Here is a 5,997-nt window from a genome sequence, read left to right on the forward strand (position 1 = left end):
CGGCGACGAGGCTGCCGAACACCAGGACCAGCACGATCATCGACAGCGGCACCGCGACGCCCTCGGCCAGCGCGAGGTCGCGGGTGGTCTGCTCGGTGACGTCGTGGTAGATCGCCGCGATGCCGCCCTGCCGGACGGTGATGCCGTCGGAGGCGCCCGCGAGCTGCCGTTCCAGTTCCCCCGCGGTCTGCTGGACCTGCGTCTCGTCGCCGTCGATATAGGCGACCACCAGGGCGCTCTTACCGTCGGAGCTGCGCAATGCGTTGGCCAACGGCTGCGGCGTGGTCCAGTAGGACTGGACGCCCTGGACGTCCCCGCGCGCCTTCAGCGCATCGGCCAGCCCGATGCCCGCCGCTTCGGTGGCCGGGTCGTCCGCCCCCGCGTCCGAGTCGACCAGCAGGACGAAATTGGGCGCGGCGCCGGCGAAGTTGTCCGCGATCAGCTGGGTGACCCGGGCGGATTCCGCGTCGTCGGAGGTGAACCCGCCGGACTTCAGGTGTGCGGGCGCGGTGGCGCCGAAAATGCCGCACAGCAGAGCGATGACGAACGCCGCGGCCAGCACGGCGCGCGGAGATCGGGTGGTGAATCGGGCAATCCGGGTCAGCATCGCGGCTCCGCTCGTTAGGCTAACAGCGTTAGAGTAACGCCGTTAACCTATGGTGTCGACCCGCGCGATGCGTTGCCCGAGATCAGCCGCGGGACTTGCGGATGGCCCGCAACCCCCTGCGCCCGGGCACGGGGAGGTCGTCACGCATCTCCACCCACTCCGCGGTGGTCAGCCAGAGCTGCTGGGCGCGGGCATCGGCGGTGTTGTGGAAGATCCGGCGGCCCCGATCGTCGCGTAATTCTTGCGCGACCACCGACCAGCGTGGCGCGCGACCGTGCTCGTCCAGGTAGTCCGCGAGATATGTCGCGATCGCGGTGCCGATGGTATTCACCGGGCGCAGCGAGACCCGGTTCCCGTACTGGGCGGCGTAGAAACGCCGTGCGGCGCAGAGGGATCGGGGGTTGGCGTTCGAGGCGATCCACCCGGCGCGCTGGGCCCGCTCGATCAGCCAAAGGTGTTTGACCGCCGACGGCGCGATATTGCCGACGCGGCTGCGGATCAGCGTCATGATCTGCTCGCTGCACAGCACGTCGCGGCGGGTGGGTCCGTAGCCGTGCGCGGTCCAGTGCGCGTCGGCCAGTTTCGCGAGCGCGCGACCGAAGTCGTCGATGCTGCGCTGCGCGCGCCTGCCGAGACGTTCGATGCGCTCGGCCTCGCGGCGCATCTCGTTCTGGGCGGTCAGGGTGCGGATCGCGGCCATGGTGGGCACCTGGCCGCGTTCGAGCAGTTCGAGGATGGCGGCGGCGGTGGCCGGATCGGCGGCCGCGGTCACCGGCAGCGAATCGCGTTTGATCGCGAATTCCTGCGGACTGATGGCGCGGCTCAGAAGGGCGACGGCGGAGCGGTCGCCTGCGAAATCGGTGCTGGACAGCCAGGCGGCGGCGATGTCGTCACACGACACGGTGGACGGTCCTCCGGTGGAAGTGGGAATTTGCGCTGGTCACCTGTGGGCCGAGCTCTGTTGGTTGTGCCCCGGTCGGGATGAGGGACCGGCCGGGGTCACCAACCTGATGAAGGTTTGGCTACCGAAGTTGCCGAATGCCACGTTAGCCAGCGGATTGCATCGGTGTCACCCTTGGTGACGGTTTCGTTATATCCAAAAAGTCGAGGTAAATCGGGGTGTGAGTTCATATTTTCCGGACCGGGAGGGGTGTGGTGGCGGCGAAGTCCGGAATTCGCTCGCGTGGAATAAGCGATAGCTCAAAAGTTGCCTCCGTGAATATCCTGGCGGGTGGCCGAAGAAGGTATCGCGCATGTTGTGACTTAGATCACATCTATGGGCGCCGGGTGGGCCCGGACCGGCGCGCCAGGCGGGAATGTCCTTTGTCGGTAGTCGCCGGTAACCTCTGGCCGTGGCTCTGTACCGGAAGTACCGACCGGCAACGTTCGCTGAGGTGGTGGGTCAGGAGCACGTCACCGACCCGCTGAGTACCGCGCTCGACACGGGGCGGATCAGTCATGCCTATCTGTTCTCCGGTCCGCGCGGCTGCGGCAAAACATCCTCCGCGCGCATCCTCGCCAGGTCGCTGAACTGCGCGGAGGGGCCTACTTCGACGCCGTGCGGCAAGTGCCCGTCCTGTGTGGCGCTCGGCCCCGGCGGTCCGGGCAACCTGGACGTCATCGAACTCGACGCCGCGAGCCACGGCGGCGTCGACGACACCAGGGAATTGCGCGACCGCGCCTTCTACGCACCCGCCGAGTCCAGGTACCGGGTGTTCATCGTGGACGAGGCGCACATGGTGACCACGGCGGGATTCAACGCGCTGCTCAAGATCGTCGAGGAGCCGCCGGCGCATCTGATCTTCATCTTTGCCACCACCGAGCCGGACAAGGTGCTGCCCACGATTCGCTCGCGCACGCACCACTACCCGTTCCGCCTGCTGCCGCCGGCCACGATGCGCGGCCTGCTCGGCCGGATCTGCGAGCAGGAACACGTGCCCGTCGAAGAGGCGGTGTACCCCTTGGTGATTCGCGCGGGTGGCGGTTCGCCGCGCGACAGCCTGAGCGTGCTCGACCAGTTGCTGGCCGGCGCGGGTCCCGAAGGCGTCACCTACGCCCGCGCGGTCTCGCTGCTCGGTGTCACCGACGTGGCGCTGATCGATGACGCGGTCGAGGCGCTGGCCGCCGACGACGGAGCCGTCTTGTTCGGCACCGTCGACCGGGTGATGGAGGCGGGCCACGACCCGCGCCGTTTCGCCGTCGACCTGCTCGATCGCTTCCGCGACCTGATCCTGCTGCGCGCGGTGCCCGACGCCGCCGAACGCGGTCTGGTCACCGGCCCCGGCGACGTGCTCGACCGGATGCGCGATCAGGCCGCGCGCCTGGGTTCGGCCACCCTCACCCGCTACGCCGAGCTGCTGCACGACGGCCTCGGGGAGATGCGCGGCGCGACGGCGCCGCGACTGCTGCTCGAAGTCGTCTGCGCGCGCATGCTGCTGCCGTCGGTGTCCGACGCGGAATCCGCCACGCTGCAACGATTGGAACGGTTGGAGCGCGGGCTGGCGGGCGGCTCGTTCGCCGCCGCCCCCGCCGCGTCCCCGGCCGACTCTCCTGCCCAACCGCCTGCTGCGGTCGGGTCCCCGGCGGACCCGCCTCGCCGCCGTGGAGCCGAAGCTCTGGCCGCGATTCGTCGCGAGAACCGTGGGGCCGCTGAAACACCGGCGCAGGCCGGACGTGCGGAGCGGCCGGTGCGTGCCGAAGGTTCTTTCGCGGGGGTCGGTGCGGCTGATGGCCCCGCGCCGGTCGGCGGCGAACCGGGGGCAAGTCCGGCCTCCGGTGGTGTGGTTTCCATCGCTGCGCCGGGTGCGGGCGCTCCGGCCGACAGTGGGCAGTCCCCAGGCGGGCGTCGGGCGACGACTGCCGATAGCGCCTCGTCCGCGGACCCCGTTGCTCCGGGCGTAGGTGCGGAGGGCGGCGGCGCGGACCGTATCGCGCCGGTCGCCGAGCCGGATTCCGCTGCCACGCGCAGCGGGTCGGCAACGATGGCATCGTCGGCAGGGGCGAGCGCGTCCGACGAGGCGAGCGCTGCGCGGAGTGGAACAACCGACGCAGCCGCTGGGGCCGGGGCGCGTGACGACACCGTGGTGCGGAGTGCGAGCGAAGGAGCGGGGCAACACCCTGCCCGACCCGACGCACCACAGCGGATCGCCGATGTCGGGGCGGGTGCGGAGCTTCCTCCGGCGACGCGGACAGCGGGTTCTCGGGTATCCGGCGCGCAGGCGGCGGCCGGTCGCGACCCTGTGGGCGCCGACGCGACCGCGGCGCAAGGCTCTGCCGCCGCGCCGGACGATCGGGATCGATCCGATGCGACCCCGGCTCGTGCGACCGATCCGTCCGCGTCTCGTGGAACTGCCGAGCCTTCGTCTCGCGCGACCGACGCGTCCGCATCCCCCGCGCCGGAGTCCGCCGGGGCTTCCCCGGCGCCGAGCGGTGATCTGTTGCGCGAGGTGGAAGCCGCTTGGCCGGATATCCGGGCCAAGGTGCGTGAGTTCGGCGCGGCCGTGCAGGCGATGCTCGCCGGTGCGTCGGTGGCCAGGGCGGAGGGTGCGGTCATCGTCTTCGCCCATCAGCACGCGCCGCTGGCGCAGCGATTGTCCGATCCGCGGAATCTGGAAGCGGTCCGGTCCGCGGTGCGGGCGGTGCTCGGCCGTGACCACGAGGTGCGCTGGGAAGCGGGCGGCGCGGCGCCCCGGCCCGCGGCGGCGCCCCGGTCCGGCGGTGCGGGCAACCGCACGCGCGGACAGGCGGGCAACCAGCCGGCACGTGAATCCGGCAACGCGGCGGGCCGTGCGCCGGACGCCGCCGCCCCGCCGCGCTTCTGGCGCCCCAGCCAGGCGCGGAACGCGGGCGCCGACAAGCTGGGTAACGCGGGGCGCTCACGTGCGAGCGGCGCGAATCCACGCCCGTATCCGGCGGACGACGACATCCCGCCGCCCGACTACCCCGATCTCCCGGACGATCCCGGCCCCGCGGACTATCCGCCCCCGTACGACGCCGAACCGAGCGCAAACGAGGCCGCGAGCAGCCGGGGCCGGGGCGGCGACGGCGTCATCCCCGCCGCCACGCCGGAAGAGGAGCAGGAGATGATGGCCGCCGCGGCCGATCCGGTGGCTCCCGGCGATCGGCGCGACCCGGACGAGGTCGCCCTCGAATTGCTGAAGAGTGAGCTGGGTGCCACACGACTGGATGGTTGACAACCACCGCTCCGACGACGTTAAGTTAACCGGAGTTCGCACTTCACGGTAGTATGAGCGGGTAGCCGTGAGCTTCGGTACGCCGACGTTCTATGGTATGCCCAGGCGTACGAGCGACCGGGACGTGCGTCCACTGTTGCTTGCCTGGTTTTGTACAGCGTTAGGAACGGTCGGTCGCAAGGCCGGTCGGCGAGGTCATCCGCAGCCACGCCGCACCCGCGGTGTCGCCGCACACCAGCGCTCGGACGGACGAATGTGCCGGCCGGCCGCACAGGAGCGCTCGGACGGACGAATGTGCCGGCCGACCGCAAGGAGCGCTCGGACGGACGAACGTCCGGCCGCCGCACATTGAGGAAGGAACACTCCGATATGACCACAGAGGCCTACATTTACGAGGCCATCCGCACCCCGCGCGGCCGTGGCAAGAAGAACGGCTCGCTGCACTCGGTCAAGCCGATCGACCTGACTGTTGGTCTGATCCAGGAGCTGCGGGGCCGCTTCCCGAACCTCGACGAGGACCGGATCTCCGACCTGATCCTCGGCGTGGTGGCGCCGGTCGGTGACCAGGGCGCCGACATCGCCCGCACTGCGGTCACGGTGGCCGGCCTGCCCGACACCGTCGGCGGGTTCCAGCTCAACCGCTTCTGCGCGTCCGGCCTCGAGGCGGTCAACCTGGCCGCACAGAAGGTCCGCTCCGGCTTCGACGACCTGGTCATCGCCGGTGGCGTGGAATCCATGTCGCGCGTGCCGATGGGCTCCGACGGCGGCGCCTGGGCGCTGGACCCGGCCACCAACTACGACACCTACTTCGTCCCGCAGGGCGTCTCCGCCGACCTGATCGCCACCATCGAGGGCTTCAGCCGCGACGACGTCGACGCCTACGCCGTGCGCTCGCAGGAGCTGGCCGCCAAGGCCACCACCGGCGGTTACTTCGCCAAGTCGATCGTCCCGGTCAAGGACCAGAACGGCATCGTCGTGCTGGACAAGGACGAGCACATGCGTCCCGGCACCACCGCCGAGGACCTGGCCAAGCTGCAGCCGTCGTTCGCCGTGATCGGTGAGATGGGCGGCTTCGACGCGGTGGCGCTGCAGAAGTACCACTTCGTCGAGAAGATCAACCACGTGCACCACGGCGGCAACAGCTCCGGCATCGTCGACGGCGCCGCGCTCGTGCTCGTCGGTTCGGAAGAGGCGGGC

At 70.4% G+C, this 5,997-nt stretch carries 4 protein-coding genes; 2 read left to right on the plus strand and 2 right to left on the minus strand.

Annotated elements, in window-relative coordinates:
• Both ON27_RS01455 and ON27_RS01460 read right to left on the minus strand, forming a co-directional pair.
• Positions 1-607, minus strand: a 607-nt coding sequence (locus ON27_RS01455; RefSeq protein ID WP_043718165.1) for an MMPL family transporter, incomplete at its 3' end; no start/stop codon positions are given.
• Between the two features lie 82 nt (positions 608-689).
• Positions 690-1,508 (minus strand): hypothetical protein, encoded by an 819-nt coding sequence (locus ON27_RS01460; RefSeq protein WP_043718166.1) that lies wholly within the window; start codon positions 1,506-1,508, stop codon positions 690-692.
• Positions 1,509-1,959: 451 nt separating this feature from the next.
• Between ON27_RS01460 and ON27_RS01465 the strand changes: the two genes are divergently transcribed.
• Together ON27_RS01465 and ON27_RS01470 are read left to right on the plus strand one after the other, a co-directional pair.
• Positions 1,960-4,800: a DNA polymerase III subunit gamma and tau gene (locus ON27_RS01465; protein ID WP_043718167.1), complete on the plus strand. Its 2,841-nt coding sequence runs from the start codon at positions 1,960-1,962 to the stop codon at positions 4,798-4,800.
• A 369-nt stretch (positions 4,801-5,169) separates the two neighbouring features.
• Positions 5,170-5,997 (plus strand): thiolase family protein (locus ON27_RS01470; protein ID WP_043718170.1); only part of this gene is annotated, 828 nt, incomplete at its 3' end.

The sequence above is a fragment of the Nocardia asiatica NBRC 100129 genome (genome assembly GCF_000308415.1).
Taxonomy (GTDB): Bacteria; Actinomycetota; Actinomycetes; order Mycobacteriales; family Mycobacteriaceae; genus Nocardia; species Nocardia asiatica.